The organism is Streptomyces rubiginosohelvolus (assembly GCF_014649875.1).
Lineage (GTDB): Bacteria > Actinomycetota > Actinomycetes > Streptomycetales > Streptomycetaceae > Streptomyces > Streptomyces rubiginosohelvolus.
Window position 1 is genome coordinate 264,076 of record NZ_BMTW01000001.1, and the last position, 22,088, is coordinate 286,163.

Here is a 22,088-nt window from a genome sequence, read left to right on the forward strand (position 1 = left end):
TCCTTACGTGGTGGGGACAGTGGGGGCAGGGGTGGTGGTCAACGTGGGGCCCAGCAGCCAGGCCGCGATCTCGCGGATGGCGCCGTAGCCCCCGGGGGTGGTCGTGACGGCGCGCGCCGCGGCGCGTACCGAGTCATGGGCGCTGGCGACCGCGACGGGCCAGCCGGCGAGGGAGAAGCAGGGGAGGTCGTTGACGTCGTTGCCGACGTAGAGCACCCGGTCGGGGGCGATGGAGTGCTCGTCGCACCAGCGCTTCAGCGCCTCGTCCTTGCGGTCGATGCCGTGCAGGACGGGGATCTGCAGCTTCCGGGCCCGGGCCGCGACGACCGGGTTCTGCTCGGTGGAGAGGATCAGCAGGGGGACGCCCGCCTTGCGCAGCGCGGCGATCCCGAGTCCGTCGCCCCGGTGGACGGCGACGGTCTCGCGGCCCTCGGAGTCGACCATGACCCGGTCGTCGGTCTGGGTGCCGTCGAAGTCCAGGACGACCGCGTCCACGTCCGCGAGGGAGGGCAGCGGGGAGGGGTCCAGGAGCGGGGCGAGCACCCGGGCGCGGGCCAGGTCGTGCGGGTCGTCGATCTCCAGCACCCGCGCCGGGTCGGTGGGGACCAGGGCGGTGTGGCCGAAGAAGCGGTGGCGGTGGGTACGGAAGCCCGCCGCGTCCATGGCGTAGGCGGCGCCGGTCTCCAGATAGTCCTGGGGGCGGTCCTGGCGGCGGGGGCGTACGGACTTGTCGTGGTTGACGCCGTACGTGCTCTCCTCGACCGCGTGCCCGTCGCGCCAGACGAAGCCGTGGAACGGGGCGACCGTGACGGCCGTGTCCGCGCCCTCGTGGGCCACCGCCCTGGCCACGCCGTCGATGTCCTCGCGGGAGACGAACGGGCTGGTGCACTGGACGAGGAGGACCACGTCGACGGTGCGGGCCCGCTCGGCCTCGTAGACGTCCAGGGCGTGCAGCACGGCCGCTTCGCTGGTCGCGGTGTCGCCCGCGATGGCGGCGGGGCGCTCCACGCAGTGCAGCCGGTGGGCGGCGCGCAGGTCGGCGGCGGCAGTGCGGGCGGCCTCGGCGATCGCCCCGTCGTCGGTGGTGACGACGACGTCGGTGACCTCGGGGGCGCCGAGCGCGGCGCGGACGGCACGGGCGACCAGCGGGATGCCGCCGACCTCGGCGAGGTTCTTCGCGGGGACGCCCTTGGATCCGCCGCGGGCGGGGATCACGGCGAGGACGGTCGGGGTCATCGAAGCTCCTGAAGTAGTGGTCACAGCTCCCCCATCCGGCGGATCACCGGCGCGACGCGCTGGACGCCGTGGCGGTAGGCGCCGCGGGCCGCGTTGCGGACGGTCTCGCGGACGGCACCCCGGACCCGGCCGGGCTCCTGCGGCGCGGCCGCGCCGGACAGAGGCGTGCCGTCGGGGGCCAGGTGGTGGCGGCCGAGGATGCCCGGGAGGTAGCCGGGGGCGCTGGCGGGTGTGTAGTAGGGCGCGAGCGGCGGGAGTTGACCGGCATCGAGGAGGGCGGTGACCTTGGCGCGGGCGGTGTCGTAGGCGGTGCCGTACGAGCCGTCGGCGGCGACGCCCTGCCCTGCCACCCACTCCGCGTCCGGCCGGGGCCGGGTTCCGCCGTCGAGCCGGTCCCAGGAGGTGAGGAGCCCGGAGCCGACGAAGTGGTGGTTGCCGAGCATCTCGCGGACGCCGAGGTCGGTGAGGATCGCGGTCGGGATGCGGCGGTGCAGGGACTCCAGCGCTGCGGTCGAGGAGACGGTGACCAGGAGGTCGGTGCGGTCCAGGACCTCGCCCATGTGCCCGTACACCAGGCGGAAGTTGGGCGGCAGACCGCCGGGCAGCTTCTGCGCGAGCTTCTGGTAGGGCAGTTCCTCGATGTGGGTGGTGTGCTCGCCGGGCTTGGAGCGCAGCTTCAGCAGGACCTCGCGGCGCGGGTGCAGCCGGGCGTGCTCGACGAGCCGGCGGAGCAGGTAGGTGCGGTCGGCGCGGGTGGCCGGTACGGAGGGCTGGGCGGCGAACACCACGGTGTCGCGGCCCTCTTCGGGCCGGTACGGGGCTCCGCCCAGGAAGGGCAGAGCGGCCTCGGTGACGGCCGACGCGTCGGCGCCCACTCCCTCGTACACCGCGCGGAAGCGTTCCGCGTCGTGCGCCGAGTTGGCGAGGACGACGTCGGCCCCGTGGCGTAGCAGCAGGCCGTCGGCGAGCTTCTCGTAGACGACGCCGACGTATCCGGTGACGACGACGGGCCGGCGCGGCAGGCCGAGGGCGGCGATGCCGTGCAGCATGGCCTGGACGCCACCGCCGACGAGGGCGAGGACGACGAGGTCGAAGCCTTCGTCGCGCACGGTGTGCAGGAACTCGACGGCGGTGACCTCGCGGACCCGCTCGGCGTCGATGCCGACCTCGCCGACCTCCGCGAGCTGGCGGGGCGTCGGGGTGGCCCGGCCGCGCAGCAGCAGCCCGCTGATCTCGACGGGGCGCGCGTCCTGTCCGTCCCCGGCGGCCTCGGCGGTCAGGCGGCGCGCGGTGAGCGCGCCCCATTTCCACCGGGTGTCGGAGTCGGCGAGGACGGCGACCCGGAGCGCCGGTCGGGCGGCGGGGATCTCGGCCGGTTCGGCCTCATGGCTGGTACGTGGGGGCACGTCCAAGAAGTTAGGAAGGCATTTCGATGAGCGGCCCAACGCGATGGCAACAGATGGTTAACAGCGAGCCGACGATTGGGTGACCGCCCCGAATAGGCCCCCAATTCCCGTTCCGGAAAAGGCGATTCACCTGAGCGTCGGTCGTTGTTCACCTGCTGGGCGCATTGCGGAAAAGGAAAGGGCCAGAGCCGCACCTAACGTGATGCGCGTGGTTAAGCTCTCCGTCATCGTGCCGTTCTTCAACGTGCAGACCTACGCGCCCGACACCCTGAGAAGCCTGCGGGCCAACGCCCGCGAGGACTTCGAGTTCCTTCTCGTCGACGACTGTTCGACCGACGGAACGCTTCCGCTGCTGCGCCGGGCCGCGGACGAGATCCCCGGGGCCGTCCTGCTGCGGCACGAGGTGAACGGCGGTCTGGCGACCGCGCGCAACACCGGCCTGGACGCCGCCCGCGGCGAGTACATCGCCTTCCTGGACGGCGACGACTGGCTGGCCCCCGGCCACTACGAGCGGCTGGTGGCCGGGACCGAGGCGCTGGGCTGCGACTTCGTGCGCACGGACCACGTCCAGGTGAACGGCAAGACCCGCACCGTGCGCCGGGTTCCGCACGGGCCGCACGGTGTGGTGAGCGATCCCCGGGCCGCGATCCTGCCCGCCCACCGGACCACGTCGGTGGACTACGCGTTCGCCTGGGCGGGCCTGTACCACCGGCGGCTGCTGGACCGGGGGCTGCTGCACTTCACCGACGGGCTGCGCACGGCGGAGGACCGGCCGTGGATCTGGCGACTGCACCGGGAGGCGGAATCCTTCGCCGCCCTGGGCCTGCTCAGCCACTTCTACCGGCGCGGGGTGGCAACGTCTTTGACGCAGATCGGCGATGTGCGCCAGCTCGATTTCCTGCGCGCATTCGACCAGGTGATCGCGGAGACCGCCGCCGACCGCGAGGCGGAGGTCTTTCTGCCGAAGGCCGTACGCACGTACTGCGCGATCATCGCCCACCATCTGGGTGACCTGGACAAATTCGAACCGGCCGTGGCCCGTGAACTGAAGTCGCGCGGCGCAGCGGCCCTGGGACGCCTGCCGCAGCGGCTGCTGGACGAGGCGCTCGACGCCATGGACGTGACACGGGCGACCCGGGTGCGCAGGCTGCGCCGCCGTCCGGCCGCCACGAAGGGGGCCTCGGCCGCATGACCATCCGGATCTTCCACGCCTCCTCGCCCGGGGCGGCGGTGCTGCTCGCCGCGGCCATCGACGCGGGCTGCTTCACCGAGCCCGACCGCCGGATCCTGCTGCTGTCCCGGACGGGTCCTGCCCCGGAGACCGTCGCCGACGTCTCTACGAGCGTCGGGTTCGAGCGGCTGCGCACCCGGTTCGACGCGGTGCTCTCGTGGAACGACGCGATCGCCCCCTTCCACCCGGACGGCTGGCACCCCCGGGCGGACGACGCCCCTTTGTGGGAACGCCACTTCCGGCGGGCTTGGGGTCTCGGCGAGGAGGAGCTGGAGCTCGTCGTGGACTCCCCGCACGCCGGCCCGGCCCGGGCGCTGACCCAGGTGTTCGCGGGCACCCCGGTCGATGTGTACGCGGCGGGGCCCGGCGCGTACGGCCCGACCGGGGAGAAGATCCCGCCGCTGACCGGGGCCCGGGTGCGGCGGCTGCTCCACCCGGACCTGGTCGCCGGGGTGCGCCCGCTGCTGCTCGGCGAGTACGGAGTGGAGCCGCGGACCGTTCCGGCGGAGGCGATCACCAAGGTCGTCGCCGAACTGGCGGACGGAGAGGTGGCGTTGCCCGCCGTCGAGGAGCCGGCGTTGCTGCTCGGGCAGGATCTCGCGGGGTCCGGGCTGATCCCGGCGGCCGATGAGGCGGGGATCCGCCTGGAGATGGTGCGCGGGGCGGCGGCGCTCGGTCACACCCGGCTGGTGTACGCGCCGGATCCGTACGCCCCGTGGGAGAACCCGGCCCCACTGCGCGCGGAGGCGGACCGGCTGGGCGTCGAACTGACCGTTCTGGACAGCCCGTTGCCGGTTCCGGCCGACGTGCTGATGCAGCGGCTGCGGCCCGCCCTGGTGGTGGGCTGCACCTCGGCGGCGCTGTTCGGGGCGGCCCGGTTCCACGGTCTGCCGGTGGCGGCCGTCGGCACGGGGCTGCTGCTGGAGCGCCTGACCCCGTACGAGAACCCCGAGCGGACGGCTGCGACGCTCGCGGACGCGGTGCTGCCGGGGCTGGGTGACACGGAGGCGGTGTCGAGGGCGGAGTCGGGGGTGGGGTCGGCTGCGGAGCTGGACGGTCTGCTGGCCGCCGTCGCCTTCGCGATGCGGCCGAAGGTGCGTCCCGATCTGCGCCCGGCCGCCGAGCGCTACCTCGCCGCGCACCTGGACGGCCGCACCTGGCGCTATTTCAAGCGCCGCCGCCTGGCGTCGCTCGCGCTGCCCGGCGTGGTCCCGGCCCGGCTGGCGTTCCTGCGCTCGAACCCGGCGCTGCGCCGGGTGGTCCGGCGGGCGCGGGCGCTGCGGGGCGGGAGGGGCTGAGGCCCCAGGACCCTCCCGGGGCGCTCAGCCCAGCACCTTGCTCGCCCCCGCCCGCCCCCACAGCAGGGCCGCACCGAACGACAGGGCCGTCGTGGCCACCGTGATCCCGGCCACGAGCGCCACGGCGGCCGGGCCGCCCAGGTCCGCCCCCACGAAGGCGTCGGTGAGGACGCCGAGCACGAGGACGTGCACCAGGTAGGCCCCGAACGACGCCTCGGACAGCCGGGCCAGCGTGGGGCGCATCCGCTCCGGGACCCGTACGCCGTGCAGGGACACCAGGACCCCGCAGCTGAACAGGGCCACCAGGACGTGCGCGTACGGGATCGCGTAGTGCACCTCGTGCTGGTACGCGATCACCCCGGCGAGTCCGGCCGCCGCGAGCAGCAGCCAGGGCCACCGCCGCCTGCCGAACGCCCCGGCCGGGGCGGCGAGCAGCAGCGCCCCGAGCACCGCGTAGATCAGCTGGTACGGGGCGAACGCCCAGCCGAAGCGCGGCAGTTCGCGGCCGGTCACCTCGGCCAGGTCGCCGAGGAGCGACGGGGCGGACGCCAGGACGAGCAGGACCGCGCCGAGGCCCCATGGCCGCTTGCCCGCCCGGACGAGGACGACCAGCCCCAGGACCATGATCACGGGGAGGTAGGCGTACAGGTACCAGAGGTGGTAGGCGGGGCGGACCGAGGCGAACGCGGAGTCCAGGGCGAGTTGGCGGACCGGGCCGTCGTTGGTGTCGCGCAGCTTTCCCCAGGCGAGGTAGAGCGCGGTCCAGACGGCGAGCGGCACGACGATCCGCACGATGCGCCGCCGCAGCCGGGCACCGTCCTTGGGCGGGGCCCCGACCAGGACCACCCAGCCGGCGATGGCGAAGAAGAGCGGTACGGCGAAGCGCCCGGCGGAGTCGGCGGTCAGCCCGGCCCAGTAGGCGCCGGGCCCCTCCGCCGCCGTACGGCCCACGGTGTTCACGAACGCCGAGCCGGTGTGGAGGCCGATGACGGCGATGGAGCAGAGCAGCCGGATGAGGTCGATGTCGTAGCGGTGCCCGGCCCGGCCGGGGCGCGGCGTCTCCGGGGCCTTCGTGGCGGGAGCGGGGGCGGGGGCCGAGGCGGGGGGTGTGGTGGACATGGTCCTCAGGGGGTGGGCGGGGCAGTGCGGAGGGAGGGGGCGGCGCGGTCCTCGTCGGTGGCGGACCGGGGCGCGGGGACCACGGGGCCGGCGCCCGGGCCCGGATTGCCGAACGGGTCGGGCAGACGGGTGAGTTCACGCAGCAGCGCGAGGTTCTCCCGGGTCACCGACCACAACGCCCGCTGCCGGTCGTGGACGTCGGCCACCGCCGCCGGATGGTCGGCCAGCACGGCGAGGGCCCGCTCCGCGAGCCGGGCGCCGAGGGCCCGCTCGTGGACGGAGACGCCCCAGTCGGGCCGGTCGATGTCGGCCAGGAAGTAGGCCAGTTTGGGGTGCGAGACCAGGCTGATGACCGGGGTGCCGCAGCCGAAGGGGATCATCCCGGCGTGCCCGCGCATCCCGATCACCAGCCGGGTGCGCCGGTAGAGGTCGCGGATCGCGTCGTTGGAGAGCAGGTACAGCGGCTCCACGGGGAGGGTGAGGCCGTGTTCGCGGCGCAGGTCGTCGACGAAGCGTTCGTCGGCGGGCATGTGCGCGGCGTAACGGACCTCCGCAGCACCGGACATGGCCCGGATCGCTGCGGCCATCTCCGCGAGGAAGTGCCCGTAGTCGTGGCCGAAGCGGAGCCCGGCCCGGTCGTAGGCGCAGTTGATGAGGACGGTGTCCTCGCGTACGGCCGGTTCGGCGAGGCGGGCGTCGAGGTGGCGGGCGACCGTGGTGGGGCAGGGCTGGTAGCGCACCTTCTCGCCGAGGGAGGCGGGTAGCAGCTCCCGGACCCGGGCGACGGAGCCGTGGTTGCGCAGCCCGAAGAACGCGGACCGCTCGACCAGGGCCCGCAGGGAGGCCGCGAACCGCTCGCGCCGGTAGCGCTGGCCGTCGAAGACGTTGTAGCCGACGGCGAAGACCGCCAGGGGGGCGGTGATCCGGGCGAGCACGTCGTCGGGGATGTTCCACTGCCAGCCGCTGTTGCCGTTGGGCGCGGTGTCGGGGAGGAAGAGCCCGCCACCGCCGACGATTACGGCCCGTCGGGCGTTGAGGCGTTCGAGGCCGTCCTCGTCGACCAGCAGGTGCGCGTGCTGCCGGTGCCAGCGGCCGGGCCCGGTGTCGGCGGTGAAGCAGCTGCGGACCGCTTCGGGCAGCACCTTGTCGCCCGCGTTCTCGTCGCCGTCGGCGAACAGGGCGACATGGGCGAGCTGTTCGCCGGGCGAGGTGTCCGGAGCGGTGGCACCGGCCGCGGCCATCTCGGACGTACGGGCGTACCAGGCACGGCAGTTGGCGTCGGTGGGGTCGGACTCCAGACCGGCGAGCGCATATCCCCGGGCGTCCTCGGTGCGACTCAGCAGCCAGGCCAGCCGGGCGAGTTGGCCGTACACGCGTGGGGCGAAGTCCGGGGAAGCCGTCGCCAGGAGGAGGTGCGTCTCGGCCTCCTCGTACCGGGACAGCGCCATCAGGCAGACCCCGAGCGTCTCGTGGCAGCGCGGCAGATCGGGGCGTCCCGCGACGGCCTCGCCCAGCAGGGCGACGGCCAGGTCGTGGTGTCCGCGCCCCCGGTGGATCTCGGCGAGCTGCCGGACCAGGTCGATCGGCGGCCGGGATCCGTCGGGGAACGGGAGCGCGAGGTGGAGCAGCAGGTCGGGGTGTTTCGCGCCGGGGAGGGCGAGGTAGGCGGCGCGGAACGCCTCGTCGTCCAGGTCGTGGCGCGCCCGGACTTCGTGGGCGGGACCGGTACAAGTGGTCTGCGTACCCGCGAAGTTCAGGACTACGACGCCGTCGGGGACCGCCAAGTCATCGCCGAGCCGCAGGGCACGGAAGTCGTACCGGGAGTCCAGGGGTACGAGGAGGCTCTCCGGGATGTCCGGCGCGGCGGCGTGCGGTACGGGATGGCCGAGGTCCTGGCGCTGGATCACCAGCAGCCCGTCGTCGGGGACGCCGTCCGGGCCGGGGCACGGCACGGCGGCCACGCCCGTACGGAGGCGCAGCAGGTCGTCGATCCTGCCGAGGACGACCGAGGCGGGGGTGAGCGCGATGACGGTGTCGTAGTCGTCGAGGCGGAACACGTCGTGGCGTCCGGCGGCCGTGCGCGGGATCAGCCGGGGGTGCAGCCGGTGGGCGGCGTCGAAGGCGGCGTCCGGGAGGCCGGGGTGCAGGACGACGACGTCCTCGCAGAGAGCGGGGTTGGTCAGCGCGAGGCTGCGCAGGAGGGCCTGGAGTCCGGGCAGTCGGCTCACGTCGGCGACGTACACGGCGAAGGCGATCCGACGCTTCCCGGTGACGGCGCGACGGTCGTCGGCGGAGGCGGAGGCGAACGCGGTGTCGGCTGCGGCGTCGGATGCGGACCCGGTCACGGGGGTGGAGTCGTGCGTCGTCATCTGAGCGTGATCCTCACTGCGGTGTCGTCCGTTCTCCCGGTCCGCGCCCCGATCCACTCCCGCTCGCGCGGGGGCAGGGCCGCCGGTCCTTCGAACCCGATGAGGTCCACCCGGGCGGGGGTGCCCAGGAAGTCGAGGAGCCGCAGCACGGTGAACGCGGTGCTCGCGGGTTCGTCCGCGTCCGCCGCCGCCTCGGCGAGCAGCGCCGGATCGTGCAGCGGGCGGCGCAGCGTCGCGTCGCCGATGCGGTCCTGGGCGCCGGGGACGAGCCGGCTGCGCAGGGCGAGCCGCCAGTGCGGGAGCGGGTCCCCGAAGACCAGCCGGGCGGTGGCCCGGCGGTCCCACCGGGGGCCCTTCCACGGGGAGTCGCCGCGCAGGGTGACGGCGTGCAGATCGGTTCGGGCGGTGGGGGCGGCGTGGCGTACGGCGTCGCAGCGCACGACGAGGTCGTAACCGCCGATCAGCGCGGCCAGCGAACTGCCGGGCCGCTGCTCCTGCTCGGCGGTGTGCGGGGTGTCGGCGACCAGGCACACCGTCCGGCCCGCGAGGAACCGGCGCAGACCGGGGACGCCGATGGGTTCGGCGCCGCCGAGCAGCGGGTCGGCCATCGGGTCGCGGTCCGCGAGCCGGCGGTGCTCGGCGTAGAGCGCGGCGAGACGCCGTACGGCGGGGTCGGCGGCGCCGCGTTCGGCGGTGCGGAGCCGGACGAGTTCGGTGAAGGCGGCGAGGGCGTCGGCGGCGGGCAGGTGGCGGGAGAGACGGACAGCACCGGCACCGACTCCGGCACCGGTGGCTCCTTCCCCGCCATCGCTCCCGCCCCCGACCAGCGCCAGCGCCTCGTCGATGCGGTCGCCAGCCGCGCGGAGGGTGGCGATCCGGCGTTCGACGTCACGCGAGGCCGCGGCGTTCTGCTGGAGCGCGAGGTGGCGTTCGTACGCGGTGATCGCCTCCTCGCTCCGGCCGAGGGCGTCCAGGGCGTTGCCGCGCAGCCGCCAGGCGCCCTTGGAGCGGGCGCGCAGTACGGTCGCCTCGTCGGCGAGGGCCAGGGCGAGGCGGGCCCCGGCGTCGCCGCCGCTGTCCAGGGCCTGCTGCCCGGTCCTCAGCAGCGCGTCGAACGCGTCGGCGCCCGGGGTGGAGCACGCGGTGGTCAGGGCCCCGATCGACGCGATGAGCCGGGTGCGGCGGGCGTCGGTGAGGGGGCCGGAGGCGGCGAGGGCGGCGAGGTGGTCGCCGCAGTGCCGCAGGGCGGCCAGGAGTTCCGGGTCCGGTCCGCCGCCGGGGCGGGCCCGGGGCGGCGTTCCCGGCCGTCCCGCTATCGCACGTACTGACGTGAGCAGCCCGGTGAGGGTCTGGCCCATGCTCGTTCCGCCGTTCTGTGAGTCGGACGCCGGCACCGGGTTCGGGCCCCGGTCCCGGCCCCGGGTCAGAGGCCCAGGGTGCTGCGGGTGCGCCGTACGGTGCGGCGCAGCCGGACCGCCGCGCCCCGGGGGCCGCCGCCGGGCAGGGTGAGGCTCTGGAGGCGGCGGCGCTTGAAGTAGTGCTGGGTGGTGGGGTCGAGGTGCTCCCGCAGCCAGGCCTCGGCCTCGGGGCGCAGCCCGGGGTTGAGCTTGGCCTGCATGCAGTAGCCGACGGTCCGCACCAGCGGGGCGAGGGTGTCCGGCGCGGTGCGCGGCAGCGGGGGAACGGCTTCGGGGCCCTGCGCGTCCAGGTCGGGCACGAGGTGGTCGGTGATCGTCAGCGGGATGCGGTTGCTGTTCTCGTACGGGGTGATCCGGTCGAGGACCAGCCGGGTGCCGACGCGGGCGACGGGGATGCCGTAGTAGGCGGCGGCCGTGAACATCGCGGTGGAGAAGCAGCCGACGACGAGGGTCGGCGCGCACCGCTCGTACAGCGTCTCGGCGAGCAGCGGGCTGTCCAGCGTGGTGAGCCGTACGCCGAGTTCGGCGGCGGCCTCGTCCAGGGCGCGGGAGTAGCGGGCCGGGGCGGTGGGGTGCGGCTTGAAGAGGATGGAGGTGTGCCCGGCGCGGGCGGCTCCGCGCAGCATCCGGATGTGCAGCTCCTCTTCCTCCTCCGGGGTGAGGATGGTGAGGGCGGCGAGGTACTGGCCCAGCAGCATCGCGGTGGGGGCGGCGGCCTCGGCGGCGGCGAGCCCCTGGTCCCCCTCGGCCGCCGCGGCGATCTCGGAGAGGACCGCGCGGAAGGCGTCGTCGGGGACGAGTTCGGGGTCGACGCCGGCCTCGGCGAGGAGGAGCGGGCGCAGCCCGGTGACCAGGTCGAGGTGGAGGACGCGCCGGATACGGCAGGCGATGGACTGGGGCATCCGGTTGCGGGTGGGGCCGTAGCTCATCAGGCCGTCGGCGTAGACGTGGACGGCGCTCTCGGAGAAGATCGCGGCGAGCGCGCGGGCCGGGTTGACCTGGATGGACTCGACGGCGAGGTCGACGGGGGCGTCGGGGTCGATGTCCCAGGCGAGGCGGAAGGCCCGCTGCCACAGGACGGTCTCCTCGGAGCGGGGGCCCCAGCCGCTGGGGTGGTGCGGGCTGATGGCCTCGTTCCAGTCGACGACGGCGTCGAAGCGGGCGGCGAGGGAGCCGTAACCGCGCATCTCCTCCAGGCGCAGGGCGGTTTCGGGGACGGCCGCGTTGTTGGAGACCAGCAGGATGCGGTGGCTGTCGAGGGCGCGGCCGAACTGTCCGGCGTCGAGCGCGGCGGCGAGGGTGGCCGCGCCGTACAGGGTGGAGACCTGGAAGATCTGGGTGCGCGGGGGCGTACGTACGGGCGTGGCTGCGGGGGTGGCGGTCATCGGGTCAGGCGGCCTTCTGCTTGGTGCGCAGACGGCTGAGCAGCGTGCCGCGCTTGTCGTCGATCATCGTCAGGGTGCGGTCGAGCACGTCCTGCGGCATCCGGCCCAGCGCGGCGGTGGACTCGGCGCGCAGCTTCCGGGCGGTGGCGGGCTCGTAGTCGTCGGCCTTCTCGTTGTGGAAGGCGATCATCGCGCAGTAGGTACGGACGGCCTTCGGCAGCAGGGTGTCCGCGTCCCGGTCGGCGCGCAGCTGGTCGAGCAGCGTGTCGTAGGAGGCGAAGAAGTCGAGCTGGCGGGCGTCCTTGATCTGGGTCAGGGAGGTGGTGACCCCGCGCCGGTAGAAGATGCCGTACAGACCGAGCGCGGCGTAGGTGCGGGCGCGCAGATGGAGCTGCCAGATCCACAGCCGGTCCTCGGCGGTGCGCAGTTCGGTGGCGAAGCGCTGGGCGCCGTCCGCGAAGAGCCGCCGGTGGTAGATCCCGGCCCAGACGAACGGGTAGTCGACCATGGTCTCGCGCTCGGGCACCCCGATGCCGTCGCGGGGGTCGAGCAGGGTGTCCCGCAGCGGGGCGGGGGCACGCCGCACGACGCGGGTGGTGCCGGTGGACTGGACGTGGTCGGTGCGGGCGAAGTCGCAGTCGAGGTCCTGGGCGGCGCGCAGCAGCCGGCCCAGGTGGCCGGGGGCGTACCAGTCGTCGCCGTCGAGGAAGGTGAGGTAGTCACCCTCGGCGGCGTCGATGCCGCTGTTGCGGGCGGCCGCGATGCCGACGTTCGTACCGTGTCTGATCACCCGGGCGCGCGGCAGCCGCTCGGCCCAGTGGTCGACGATGTCCTGCGTGCCGTCGCCGGACGCGTCATCGACCAGCAGGAACTCGATGTCCGGGTCCGCGTTGCGGGCCAGACTCCCCAGCGTGGTCGGGGCGTAGGCCGCGACATTGTGGAGCGGTACGACAACGGACAGTTTCGGCACGCGCGCCCTCACCTTCGATCATGGTCCCGACAACGTAGTGAGACCGCGGAAGGATCGGGTGACACCCGCCACGACAGCGGGTGAACTCTGCGCGTCCGCCCGATGGCCGGGCACGCATCGGGGGACGGGAAACGGGGAACATCGCGCAAGGGCTTGACCTCAACTTCGCTTGCGGTCCTACGTTTCGAGGCATGGACTACTCACACGACGACGCAGGACTCGCCCGCCAGCCGATCGGCTACTGGAGCTGGGCCGCCCACGAGGCAACGGTCACCCACATCCGCTCCGCGCTGGCCGAGCACGGACTCACCCAGCCCCCTTGGTGGGTGCTCAACCAACTGGAGGAGGCGGGCGAGGCGGGACGGGACCGGGCCGAGCTGGTCACCATGCTCAGCGGCTATCTCGACACCGGGACCGACGGCATGGAGGAGGCCGTGGACGCCGTACTGGAGCGGAGGCTGGCCACCGAGGACTCGGGGTCCCGGCTGCGGCTGACCCCCGAAGGACGGGAGCTGCGCGAGAAGGCGCTCGCCCGGGTGACCCGGGCGAGCGCGGAGATCCACGAGGGCATCCCCGAGGCGGAGTTCGTCGCCGCGCTGAAGGTGCTGCAGCGGATGATCCACAACGTCGGGGGGAAGGCCTGGCACCACTGAGGCGGGCGGCCCCCGGGCTACACGCTGCTGAGCGAGAGCTTCGCGGCGAACCCGAGGAACAGCACACCGGCCGCCGAAGTGGCTCCCGCCGACAGCCGCTTGCGCCGGCGGAAGACGGCGGCCAGCCGGGTGCCGCCGAAGATCAGCACCGAGAGGTAGGCGAAGCTGGCGAGCTGGAGCAGGGTGCCCAGCACCAGGAACGACAGCGCCGGGTAGGCGTAGCCGGGGTCGACGAACTGGACGAAGAAGGAGATCAGGAACAGGATCGCCTTCGGGTTGATCAGGCTGACCACGAGCGCCCGGCGGTAGGGCCGCTCCACGGGCCCCGCCGCCGCTCCGGAAGCCTCGGCGGCCCCCTCCGCCTCGACCGTCTCGACGAGTTCGGCGGTACGCCGGTGCCGCTCGCGCCACAGGGCCACAGCGGCCCGCAGCATCCCGATGGCCATCCAGGTCAGATAGGCCGCACCCGCGTACTTGACGATCGCGAAGAGCAGGGGCGTGGTCGTCAGCAGGGACGCGGCGCCCAGTGCGGCGAGCGTCATCAGGACGGTGTCCCCGGTCCAGACGCCCGCGGCGGCTTTGTACCCGGTGCGTACGCCGCGTCGGGCGGCGACGGAGAGCACGTAGAGCGAGTTCGGACCCGGCAGAAGGACGATCAGCGCCAGGCCGGCGAGATAGGTCGGAAGATCGGTGACACCCAGCATGAACGGAGTGTCGCACGCCGGTACGGGTCGCCGTCCAGGGGGTTTCACCTGGCGATATGGGCCGTCGGCGGCCGCGCGGAAGAGGGCCGGTCCCGACGGCCCGGACCGGCCATGATCGACCGGGCGGCACCCCGGGGGGTCTGGACGCGCGGCCGCCGTCCGGCGGAGGATTCGCTGACCGGGCCGGACGGGAATCCGTACAGCATCCATGCAGGAGGCACCGGGCCGACAGGTGACCCAGGGGGATCGAACATGGTGGACACGGACAGCGGGTGGGACGGCCGGGGCGGGAGAGGCCAACGCGGGGCGCGGGACACGCGCGGCGCGCAGGCGGCCGACGCGATACCGAACCTCCGAGTCGCCGTCCCGGACCGCCGAGTCGCCCTACCGGACAGCCGAGTCGCCGCCCCGGACCGTCGCACCGCCCTACCGGGCCGTCGCGCCGCCGCAGTGTCCCTCGTCGCACTGGCCGCCCTCGCGACGGGGTGCGGACCGGGTACGGCCACGGGGGCGCAGGACGCGTCGCCTCCGGTGCGGCCCACGCAGGCCGCCGCCCCCTCCCCCACCCGCACCGCCCCCGTGACCGACGACGCGAAACCGCGTACCGCACCACCACCGCCCAGCCCCTCGGCGTCCACCGCCCCGCCTGCCCCCGCCCCGGCCCCGACGACCGCCCGCCCGGCCCCGGAACCGAGCACCGCACCGCCGCCGCGCGTCCTGATGCGGACCGGGTCCGAGAGCGACCGGGTGCGTGAACTCCAGGCCCGGCTGCGCCAGATCGGCCACTTCGGGCGCAACCCCACCGGCTACTACGGCTCCGTCACCGCCGACGCCGTACGGTCGTTCCAGGCCAAGCGGAGCCTGCCGGTCACGGGCTCCACCGACGAGGTGACGTGGCAGCGGCTGCTGGCGATGACCCGGGTGCCGAAGGCCGCCGAACTGCGGCCGCCGACCGAGCGGCCGGTGGCCGCGCCGGACGAACGGTGCCTGAAGGGCCGGGTCCTGTGCATCAGCAAGAACAGCCGGACCCTGGCATGGATGATCGACGGCAAGGTCGTCTCGGCGATGGACGTGCGCTTCGGCTCGGAGTACACGCCCACCCGCGAGGGCGTGTTCGAGGTGTTCTGGAAGTCCCGGGACCATGTGTCGACGCTGTACGACACCCCGATGCCGTACGCCCTGTTCTTCAGCGGCGGCCAGGCGGTGCACTACTCCGCGGACTTCGCGGCCAACGGCTACGGCGGCGCCTCGCACGGCTGCGTCAACGTACGGGACAAGAAGAAGGTCGCGGCGCTGTTCGACCAGGTGAGGACCGGCGACAAGGTCGTCGTCTACTGGTGACCAGCTGCTCGGCCGGTACGGACGAAGGGAGAGGGCGCGGGCGGGACCGGGGGAACGTGTCCCGCCCGCGCCGATGCGCAGAGCCGAAGGTACGGGGGGAACCCCGGCTCGTCGCGCGGCCGATGACCAGTCGGCTCACTCTGTACTGCGCCCGGCCCTCCAAAAACGTCACACCTGGTCGCGCGGGCTGTCGGACGGGATCGGAAAGCGCAGGTCAGCGGGTCTGTACGGTGGCCGCACCGCTGCTCTTCGGGAGGGGCGGGACCTCGGCGTCCGCCCCTGCGCCGGCGCCGGCCTCCGGGGCCGCGGCGGAACGCGGTACGGGGTGGAAGGAGACGGGCGGCAGCGAGCCGCCGCCACCCGGACCGTTCTGACCGCCGTCGTCATCGTCGTCGCCGTCCCCGCCGCCGGAACCACCGGAGCCGCCGTTCCCGCCGCTGCCGCCGTTCCCGCCGTTCCCGTCGAGGAGGCGGTCGCAGAAGCGCTCCAGGTTCTTCTCGCCCTTGGCGAACTCGATCAGCTGGCGTCGGCTGCGCTCGTCCAGCGTGCCCGCGCGGAAGGCCTTGCAGGCCTTGACGGACTTCTCGTACCAGTTCCCCGAGCCCGTGTCACCGCCGGGACCGCCGGGCCGGTCGTCCTGCCCGGTGCCGCCCCCGGTGGGCTCCTCCCGGCCGTTGCCGCCGGGCCGGTCCGGGGTGTCCGGGCGGCCCGTGCCGGACTCCCGGCCGGTGTCGCCGGTCCGCGCGCCGTCGGGCTCCTCGGGCCCGCCGGACTCGCGGGCCGTGGGCGAGGAGGCGGACTCCGGCTCGGCGGGCGAGGACGGGTCCGCCGGGGCCGACGGGTCGTCGACGGAGCCGCTGGACATCAACGGGCCCGGGGTCACGGCGGCCGATACGGAGCTGGCCGGCGCGGGCGAGCCCTGCCCGCCGAAGGTTCCGGTGAACACGCCCGTACCGGCGGCGACCGCCACCCCGCCGAGCGCGCAGCCCGCGAGCGAGGCGACCAGGCCGAAGCGGACCGGCCGGCTCCAGCGCGGGCGGCGGGCCGGGGTGTCGGGGGCGGAGCCGAGCTGGACGGCGTGCAGCTGGCCGGGGCGGCCGGGAACGGCGGCACCGGCGGCACGGCCGGCGAGCCGGTCCACGCCGCTGCCGTGGCGGGCCTGCCGGAACGCGGCGAGGACGGCGTCCTCGCCGGGGAGTTCGCCTGCCGGGGACCGCAGCCCCTCGCGCGCCGCGCCGAGCGCTTCGGCGAGGCGGAGGGCGTCGGTCCGGGCCTTGTCGCCGACGGGGACGACAGGTTCGCCGCGGAGAAGTCTCTCCGCCGCGTCCTTGTCAAGCCACTCGTAGTGCTCGTCGGCCATCACATGTCCTTCTGCGTCCACGGTCGCGAATGCGTCACACCGGGAGTGACCACGGCGGGTGCCGCCGGACCGCCTCGTCCGGGCCGCTGGGAGGGCACGGCCCCGAGCCCGGTGCCGCCACCCGCATCGTTCCCGCCGTCCTGGGCCGGGGGCCGGTCCGCGGTGCCGTCCGGGTCGAACGCTCCGTCCCCGTCGGCCCGGGGCGCCGGGAGCTGCCCGTCGGCGCCGAGGAGTTCGGCCAGTCGCTTGAGGCCGCGGTGCGCGGCGGTACGGACGGCGCCGGGCCGCTTGCCCAGGGTCTGCGCCGCGCTCTTCGCGTCGAGCCCGACGACCACCCGCAGCACGACGGCCTCGGCCTGGTCCTGCGGCAGCTGGGCGATGAGGGACATGGTGCGGTCGGTGTCCAGGGCCTCGATGGCGTCGCCCGCGGTGTCGGACTCGGCGGCGCGCGTGGTCAGCTCGGTCTCGTCGCCGCCGATGGCGGGACGGCGGCTGCGCATCCGCAGATGGTCCAGAGAGCGGTTGCGCGCGATCCGCGCGGCCCACCCCCGGAACCGGTCGGCGTCACCGCTGAACCGGTCGAGGTCGCGCGCTATCTGGAGCCACGCCTCGGACGCCACGTCCTCGGCGTCCGGCTCTCCGACCAGCGTCCGTATGTAGCCCAACAACCGTGGGTGCACCGCGCGGTACACAGCACGGAAGGCGTCCTCGTCCCCGTCCTGTGCCGCGAGCACCGCGGCAGTCAGCTCCGCGTCGTCCCCCAGCACTCCCTCAACCCGCCCTGCCGTCCTGAATCGCAGCTGGTCAACTGCTGCGCAACCCTGCGCGAACCAGCACGCTACGTGCTCGGTGGGGGCCACGTCCATGACTTGTACAACTCGCAACAATTCGACGGCCGTGCTTCCGGTGTGACAGAAAACGCAGTCATGGCGCTGAGATGAGTACGGGGTCGTGCTGCGACCCCGTGGAAGACGGCCGGGGCCTCTCCTGTGGGGGGTGGCGGCCCCGGTCGTCGCTCCTCTTCACAGCCGTTCCGGCCAGGCACTGCGCCTGTGCGGCAGGCACAGGCCTCGCGACAGTGAACGGTGATGTGAGTCACTCCCGAGTCCGCCCCCGGCCCGGATCCCCTAGCGGGTCAGATCCCTGAGCGCCGTGTTCAGCTCCAGGACGTTCACCCGGGGCTCGCCCATGAAGCCGAGCAGCCGGTCCGTCGTGTGGTCCGCGACCAGGCTCTCGACCTTCTTCACGTCGAGGCCGTTCTTCTCGGCGACCCGGTGGGCCTGGAGTTCGGCGTACGCCGGTGAGATGTGCGGGTCCAGGCCGGAGCCGGAGGAGGTGACGGCGTCGGGCGGGACGTCGGCGGGGTTCACCTTGTGCGTCGCGGTCGAGTTGTCCTTCACCACGGCTGCCTTGGCGTCCTTCACCCACTGGACCAGTTCCTCGTTGTCGCCGGAGCGGTTGGTGGCGCCGGAGAGGAGCAGGGAGTACTGGGTGTTGACGCTGTTGGTGCCGAGGCCGTTGGAGGGGCGGGGCTGGAACCACCTCAGGTCGGGGGTCGGTGACGTTTCGCCCTTCTTCGGCGGGAGGTCGTACCGCTGGCCGATCAGTGAGGAGCCCACGACCTGCCCATTCACGTCCTTGGTCTCGGAGCCGTTGGCCTGGTCGCTGAACAGGGCCTGGGCGGCGCCGGTGACGGCCAGGGGGTAGATGACCCCGCACACCAGGGTGAGGACGAGCAGGGCTCGCAGGCCTGCGCCGAGGACGCGGGCGGTGCTGCTGACGGTGTTGTTGGTCATGGCGGATCAGCCGATTCCGGGGATGAGGGTCAGGAGCAGGTCGATGAGCTTGATGCCGATGAACGGGGCGACGAGGCCGCCGAGTCCGTACAGGCCGAGGTTGCGGCGCAGCATCCGGTCGGCGCTCGCGGGGCGGTAGCGCACGCCCTTGAGGGCGAGCGGTACCAGGGCGACGATGATCAGCGCGTTGAAGATGACGGCGGAGAGGATCGCGGACTCGGGCGAGGTCAGGCCCATGATGTTCAGCTTGTCCAGCGACGGGTACGCCACGGCGAACATGGCGGGGATGATCGCGAAGTACTTCGCGACGTCGTTGGCGATGGAGAAGGTGGTGAGGGCTCCCCGGGTGATGAGGAGCTGTTTCCCGATCTCGACGATCTCGATGAGTTTGGTGGGGTTGGAGTCGAGGTCCACCATGTTCCCGGCCTCCTTGGCGGCCGAGGTTCCGGTGTTCATCGCGACGCCGACGTCGGCCTGGGCCAGGGCGGGGGCGTCGTTCGTGCCGTCGCCGGTCATCGCGACGAGCTTGCCGCCGGCCTGTTCCCGCTTGATGAGGGCCATCTTGTCCTCGGGCGTCGCCTCGGCCAGGAAGTCGTCGACCCCCGCCTCCTCGGCGATCGCCTTCGCGGTCAGCGGGTTGTCGCCCGTGATCATGACCGTACGGATGCCCATCCGGCGCAGTTCCTCGAACCGCTCCCGCATGCCCTCCTTCACCACGTCCTTGAGGTGGATGACTCCGAGGACCCGGGCGCCGGCCGTGTCCTCCGCGGCCACCAGCAGCGGTGTGCCGCCGGCCTGGGCGATCCCGTCCGTGAGCGCCGCCGCGTCCTCGGGGACCCGGCCGCCCCGCTCCTTCACCCAGGCGAGGACCGAACCGGTCGCGCCCTTGCGGACCTTCCGGCCGTCCAGGTCGACGCCCGACATCCGGGTCTGCGCGGTGAACTCCACCCACGCGGCGCCCGTCAGCTCGCCCTGGTTCCGCTCCCGCAGCCCGTACGTCTCCTTGGCGAGCACCACGATCGACCGGCCCTCCGGGGTCTCGTCGGCGAGCGAGGAGAGCTGGGCGGCGTCGGCGAGGTCCGCTTCCGTCACGCCCTCGACCGGGACGAACGCGGCCGCCTGGCGGTTGCCGAGGGTGATCGTGCCGGTCTTGTCGAGCAGCAGGGTGGAGACGTCGCCCGCCGCCTCGACCGCGCGGCCCGACATGGCCAGGACGTTGCGCTGGACGAGCCGGTCCATCCCGGCGATCCCGATCGCGGACAGCAGCGCCCCGATCGTGGTGGGGATCAGGCAGACGAGCAGGGCAGCCAGCACGATCAGTGAGGTCTGGTCGTCGGCGCCCGCGTAGATCGCGAACGGCTTCAGGGTGACCACGGCCAGCAGGAAGACGATCGTGAGGGACGCCAGCAGGATGTTCAGGGCGATCTCGTTGGGCGTCTTCTGCCGGGCGGCACCCTCGACCAGGCCGATCATCCGGTCGATGAAGGTCTCGCCCGGCTTGGTGGTGATCCTGATGACGACGCGGTCGGACAGCACCTTCGTACCGCCGGTGACGGCCGAGCGGTCGCCGCCGGACTCCCGGATGACCGGCGCCGATTCGCCGGTGATCGCGGACTCGTCGACCGAGGCGACGCCTTCGACCACGTCCCCGTCGCCGGGGACGACGTCACCGGCCTCGCAGACCACCAGGTCGCCGATACGCAGGTCCGTTCCGGCGACCCGTTCCTCCTGGCCTCCGGCGAGCTTTCCTCCGACGAGGCGGCGGGCGACGGTGTCGGTCTTGGCCTTGCGCAAGGTGTCGGCCTGCGCCTTGCCCCGGCCCTCGGCGACCGCCTCGGCGAGGTTGGCGAAGATGGTGGTCAGCCAGAGCCAGGCAGTGATCGCCCAGCCGAACCAGTCGGTCGGGTCGGTGAGCGCGAGCGCGGTGGTGACCACCGAGCCGACCAGCACGACGAACATCACCGGGGACTTCACCATCACGCGCGGGTCGAGCTTGCGCAGCGCGTCCGGGAACGACTTCAGGAGCTGCTGCGGGTCGAAGAGCCCGCTGCCGACCCGGTTGCCGGTCGCCTGGCCGCCGGCCGGCGGCAGGTCTCCGTGCGGAGCGCGCGTGGGGGTGGGGGTGACGGTGCTCATGAGGCGAGCCCTTCGGCGAGCGGACCCAGCGCCAGGGCCGGGAAGTAGGTGAGTCCGGTGATGATGAGGATCGTGCCGACGAGCAGCCCCGCGTAGAGGGGTTTGTCGGTGCGCAGCGTGCCCGCGGTCTCCGGTACGGGCTTCTGCTCGGCGAGCGAACCGGCCAGGGCGAGGACGAACACCATCGGCACGAACCGGCCGAGCAGCATCGCGATGCCGATGGTCGTGTTGAACCACTGGGTGTCGGCGTTGAGCCCGGCGAAGGCGGAGCCGTTGTTGTTGGCGCCGGAGGTGTAGGCGTACAGGATCTCGGAGAAGCCGTGCGCGCCGGAGTTGGTCATCGAGTCGGCGGGGGTCGGCAGGGCCAGCGCGACCGCGGTGAAGCCGAGCACGAGCGCCGGGGTGACGAGGATGTAGCAGGCGGCGAGCTTGATCTGGCGGGTGCCGATCTTCTTGCCGAGGTACTCCGGGGTGCGTCCGACCATCAGCCCGGCGAGGAACACCGCGATGACCGCCATGATCAGCATGCCGTACAGGCCGGAGCCGACGCCGCCTGGCGCGATCTCGCCGAGCTGCATGCCGAGCATCGTGATGCCGCCGCCGAAGCCGGTGTACGAGGAGTGGAAGGAGTTCACCGCGCCGGTCGAGGTCAGCGTCGTGGCGACCGCGAAGATCGACGAGCCGGCGATGCCGAAGCGCGTCTCCTTGCCCTCCATGGCCCCGCCCGCGATCTCGAACGCCGGGCCCCGGTGGGCGAACTCGGTCCACATCATCAGAGCGGTGAAGCCGATCCAGATGACGGCCATCGCGCCGAGGATCGCGTACCCCTGCCGCAGCGAGCCGACCATGCGGCCGAAGGTCCGCGTCAGCGCGAACGGGATCAGCAGGATGAGGAAGATCTCGAAGAGGTTGGAAAGGGGGTTCGGGTTCTCGAAGGGGTGGGCGGAGTTGGCGTTGAAGTAGCCGCCGCCGTTGGTGCCCAGCTCCTTGATGGCCTCCTGGGAGGCGACCGCGCCGCCGTTCCACTCCTGCGTGCCGCCCATGAACTGGCCGACCTGGTGGATGCCCGAGAAGTTCTGGATCGCCCCGCAGGCGACCAGGACGATCGCGCCGATCACCGAGATCGGGACGAGGATACGGACGGTGCCGCGGACGAGGTCGGCCCAGAAGTTGCCGAGTTCACCGGTACGGGAGCGGGCGAAGCCCCGTACGAGGGCCACCGCCACGGCCATGCCGACCGCCGCGGACAGGAAGTTCTGGACCGCGAGGCCGCCGGTCTGTACGACGTGGCCCATGGCCTGTTCGCCGTAGTACGACTGCCAGTTGGTATTGGCGACGAAGGAAGCGGCGGTGTTGAACGCCTGGTCCGGGTCGATCGAGGAAAAGCCGAGCGAACCGGGCAGCGAACCCTGTATCCGTTGCAGCAGATAGAGAAAGAGAACGCTCACCGCCGAAAAGGCGAGCACGGCGCGCAGATAGGCGGGCCAGCGCATTTCGGCGGCCGGATTGGCGCCGATGACCTTGTATATCCACTTCTCCGGTGCGTAGTTCTTCTCGGAGGAGTAGACCTTGGCCATGTAGTCGCCCAGCGGGCGGTAGGCCAGGGCGAGGGCGGCTATCAGAGCTGTGAGCTGGAGAAGTCCAGCGGCCTGGGGGCTCATGTCGG

The 22,088-nt window shown here is 73.1% G+C and carries 17 protein-coding genes; 4 read left to right on the plus strand and 13 right to left on the minus strand.

Annotated features, from left to right (window positions below):
- Positions 1-3: 3 nt before the first annotated feature.
- The gene (locus IE134_RS01195) at positions 4-1,236 is read right to left on the minus strand and encodes an acylneuraminate cytidylyltransferase (RefSeq protein WP_189429378.1); all 1,233 of its coding nucleotides are present in this window, start codon (positions 1,234-1,236) and stop codon (positions 4-6) included.
- A gap of 20 nt (positions 1,237-1,256) precedes the next feature.
- The gene (locus tag IE134_RS01200) at positions 1,257-2,642 is read right to left on the minus strand and encodes a DUF6716 putative glycosyltransferase (RefSeq protein WP_189429380.1); all 1,386 of its coding nucleotides are present in this window, start codon (positions 2,640-2,642) and stop codon (positions 1,257-1,259) included.
- A 208-nt stretch (positions 2,643-2,850) separates the two neighbouring features.
- On the opposite strand from IE134_RS01200, the gene IE134_RS01205 reads away from it, so the two are divergent.
- Together IE134_RS01205 and IE134_RS01210 are read left to right on the plus strand one after the other, a co-directional pair.
- The gene (locus IE134_RS01205; RefSeq protein WP_030722920.1) at positions 2,851-3,834 is read left to right on the plus strand and encodes a glycosyltransferase family 2 protein; all 984 of its coding nucleotides are present in this window, start codon (positions 2,851-2,853) and stop codon (positions 3,832-3,834) included.
- Complete coding sequence (locus IE134_RS01210) at positions 3,831-5,171, plus strand: polysialyltransferase family glycosyltransferase (RefSeq protein WP_126930871.1); 1,341 nt, start codon at positions 3,831-3,833, stop codon at positions 5,169-5,171. Before IE134_RS01205 ends, IE134_RS01210 begins: the two co-directional genes overlap by 4 nt.
- 24 nt (positions 5,172-5,195) lie before the next feature.
- Here IE134_RS01210 and IE134_RS01215 read toward each other — a convergent pair whose 3' ends face one another.
- The 5 genes from IE134_RS01215 to IE134_RS01235 form a co-directional block, all read right to left on the minus strand.
- The gene (locus IE134_RS01215) at positions 5,196-6,290 is read right to left on the minus strand and encodes an acyltransferase (RefSeq protein WP_189429383.1); all 1,095 of its coding nucleotides are present in this window, start codon (positions 6,288-6,290) and stop codon (positions 5,196-5,198) included.
- Positions 6,291-6,295: 5 nt separating this feature from the next.
- Positions 6,296-8,659, minus strand: a complete 2,364-nt coding sequence (locus IE134_RS01220; RefSeq protein WP_189429385.1) for a tetratricopeptide repeat protein — start codon at positions 8,657-8,659, stop codon at positions 6,296-6,298.
- Entirely contained in the window at positions 8,656-10,017 is a 1,362-nt protein-coding gene (locus IE134_RS01225) for a tetratricopeptide repeat protein (RefSeq protein ID WP_098894992.1), read from the minus strand. Before IE134_RS01225 ends, IE134_RS01220 begins: the two co-directional genes overlap by 4 nt.
- Positions 10,018-10,082: 65 nt before the next feature.
- On the minus strand, positions 10,083-11,462 hold the full coding sequence (locus tag IE134_RS01230) for a polysialyltransferase family glycosyltransferase (protein ID WP_030722906.1): 1,380 nt from the start codon (positions 11,460-11,462) through the stop codon (positions 10,083-10,085).
- Between the two features lie 4 nt (positions 11,463-11,466).
- A complete protein-coding gene (locus tag IE134_RS01235) occupies positions 11,467-12,432 on the minus strand; it encodes a glycosyltransferase family 2 protein (RefSeq protein ID WP_030722903.1) in 966 nt (321 codons plus the stop codon).
- A 191-nt stretch (positions 12,433-12,623) separates the two neighbouring features.
- On the opposite strand from IE134_RS01235, the gene IE134_RS01240 reads away from it, so the two are divergent.
- Entirely contained in the window at positions 12,624-13,085 is a 462-nt protein-coding gene (locus tag IE134_RS01240; RefSeq protein ID WP_030722900.1) for a MarR family winged helix-turn-helix transcriptional regulator, read from the plus strand.
- Positions 13,086-13,102: 17 nt separating this feature from the next.
- On the opposite strand, the gene leuE is transcribed toward IE134_RS01240, so the two are convergent.
- Positions 13,103-13,789, minus strand: coding sequence for a leucine efflux protein LeuE (gene leuE / locus IE134_RS01245; protein ID WP_030722897.1), 687 nt, complete (start codon positions 13,787-13,789; stop codon positions 13,103-13,105).
- 252 nt (positions 13,790-14,041) lie between these two features.
- Here leuE and IE134_RS01250 point away from each other — a divergent pair, with 252 nt between their 5' ends.
- Entirely contained in the window at positions 14,042-15,130 is a 1,089-nt protein-coding gene (locus IE134_RS01250) for a L,D-transpeptidase family protein (RefSeq protein WP_189429387.1), read from the plus strand.
- Between the two features lie 214 nt (positions 15,131-15,344).
- Here the strand turns inward: IE134_RS01250 and IE134_RS01255 are convergent, their stop codons facing one another.
- The 5 genes from IE134_RS01255 to kdpA form a co-directional block, all read right to left on the minus strand.
- Positions 15,345-16,490: a hypothetical protein gene (locus IE134_RS01255; RefSeq protein ID WP_189429388.1), complete on the minus strand. Its 1,146-nt coding sequence runs from the start codon at positions 16,488-16,490 to the stop codon at positions 15,345-15,347.
- Positions 16,490-17,257, minus strand: a complete 768-nt coding sequence (locus IE134_RS01260; protein ID WP_030722888.1) for an RNA polymerase sigma factor — start codon at positions 17,255-17,257, stop codon at positions 16,490-16,492. The genes IE134_RS01255 and IE134_RS01260 overlap by 1 nt, the downstream gene beginning before the upstream one ends.
- Before the next feature lie 360 nt (positions 17,258-17,617).
- Positions 17,618-18,286 (minus strand): potassium-transporting ATPase subunit C, encoded by a 669-nt coding sequence (locus IE134_RS01265; RefSeq protein ID WP_098894991.1) that lies wholly within the window; start codon positions 18,284-18,286, stop codon positions 17,618-17,620.
- Between the two features lie 6 nt (positions 18,287-18,292).
- Positions 18,293-20,422, minus strand: coding sequence for a potassium-transporting ATPase subunit KdpB (gene kdpB, locus IE134_RS01270; protein WP_098020053.1), 2,130 nt, complete (start codon positions 20,420-20,422; stop codon positions 18,293-18,295).
- The gene (gene kdpA / locus IE134_RS01275; RefSeq protein ID WP_098020054.1) at positions 20,419-22,083 is read right to left on the minus strand and encodes a potassium-transporting ATPase subunit KdpA; all 1,665 of its coding nucleotides are present in this window, start codon (positions 22,081-22,083) and stop codon (positions 20,419-20,421) included. Before kdpA ends, kdpB begins: the two co-directional genes overlap by 4 nt.
- Between the last annotated feature and the right edge of the window lie 5 nt (positions 22,084-22,088).

Excerpts from the sequence above, each read along its gene's own strand:
- IE134_RS01195 (WP_189429378.1), bottom strand. The coding sequence starts at position 1,236 with ATGACCCCGACCGTCCTCGCCGTGATCCCCGCCCGCGGCGGATCCAAG.
- IE134_RS01210 (WP_126930871.1), top strand. The coding sequence starts at position 3,831 with ATGACCATCCGGATCTTCCACGCCTCCTCGCCCGGGGCGGCGGTGCTG.
- IE134_RS01215 (WP_189429383.1), bottom strand. The coding sequence starts at position 6,290 with ATGTCCACCACACCCCCCGCCTCGGCCCCCGCCCCCGCTCCCGCCACG.
- IE134_RS01220 (WP_189429385.1), bottom strand. The coding sequence starts at position 8,659 with ATGACGACGCACGACTCCACCCCCGTGACCGGGTCCGCATCCGACGCC.
- IE134_RS01225 (WP_098894992.1), bottom strand. The coding sequence starts at position 10,017 with ATGGGCCAGACCCTCACCGGGCTGCTCACGTCAGTACGTGCGATAGCG.
- IE134_RS01230 (WP_030722906.1), bottom strand. The coding sequence starts at position 11,462 with ATGACCGCCACCCCCGCAGCCACGCCCGTACGTACGCCCCCGCGCACC.
- IE134_RS01240 (WP_030722900.1), top strand. The coding sequence starts at position 12,624 with ATGGACTACTCACACGACGACGCAGGACTCGCCCGCCAGCCGATCGGC.
- leuE (WP_030722897.1), bottom strand. The coding sequence starts at position 13,789 with ATGCTGGGTGTCACCGATCTTCCGACCTATCTCGCCGGCCTGGCGCTG.
- IE134_RS01250 (WP_189429387.1), top strand. The coding sequence starts at position 14,042 with ATGGTGGACACGGACAGCGGGTGGGACGGCCGGGGCGGGAGAGGCCAA.
- IE134_RS01255 (WP_189429388.1), bottom strand. The coding sequence starts at position 16,490 with ATGGCCGACGAGCACTACGAGTGGCTTGACAAGGACGCGGCGGAGAGA.
- IE134_RS01265 (WP_098894991.1), bottom strand. The coding sequence starts at position 18,286 with ATGACCAACAACACCGTCAGCAGCACCGCCCGCGTCCTCGGCGCAGGC.
- kdpB (WP_098020053.1), bottom strand. The coding sequence starts at position 20,422 with ATGAGCACCGTCACCCCCACCCCCACGCGCGCTCCGCACGGAGACCTG.
- kdpA (WP_098020054.1), bottom strand. The coding sequence starts at position 22,083 with ATGAGCCCCCAGGCCGCTGGACTTCTCCAGCTCACAGCTCTGATAGCC.